The organism is Angustibacter peucedani (assembly GCF_054779595.1).
Map to the genome: position 1 here is coordinate 1 of NZ_BAAGXY010000165.1, position 545 is coordinate 545.

Below are 545 nucleotides of genomic sequence, written 5' to 3' on the forward strand. Positions count from 1 at the left end.
GGGCAAGATCAGCCTGTTATCCCCGGGGTACCTTTTATCCGTTGAGCGACGGCGCTTCCACAAGCCACCGCCGGGTCACTAGTTCCGACTTTCGTCCCTGCTCGAGATGTCTCTCTCGCAGTCAAGCTCCCTTGTGCACTTGCACTCGCCACCTGATTGCCAACCAGGCTGAGGGAACCTTTGAGCGCCTCCGTTACATTTTAGGAGGCAACCGCCCCAGTTAAACTACCCACCAGGCACTGTCCCTGATCCGGATCACGGACCGAGGTTAGATATCCAGAACGACCAGAGTGGTATTTCAACGTTGACTCCACCGACACTGGCGTGCCGACTTCGCAGTCTCCCACCTATCCTACACAAGCCGTACCGAACACCAATACCAAGCTATAGTAAAGGTCCCGGGGTCTTTCCGTCCTGCTGCGCGTAACGAGCATCTTTACTCGTAGTGCAATTTCGCCGAGTTCGCGGTTGAGACAGCGGAGAAGTCGTTACGCCATTCGTGCAGGTCGGAACTTACCCGACAAGGAATTTCGCTACCTTAGGAT

The 545-nt window shown here is 55.4% G+C and carries 1 rRNA gene; it reads right to left on the reverse strand.

The window, feature by feature from the left end:
* Positions 1-545: ribosomal RNA gene (locus tag ACYVJ4_RS18490) — 23S ribosomal RNA — on the reverse strand; the annotation flags it as partial.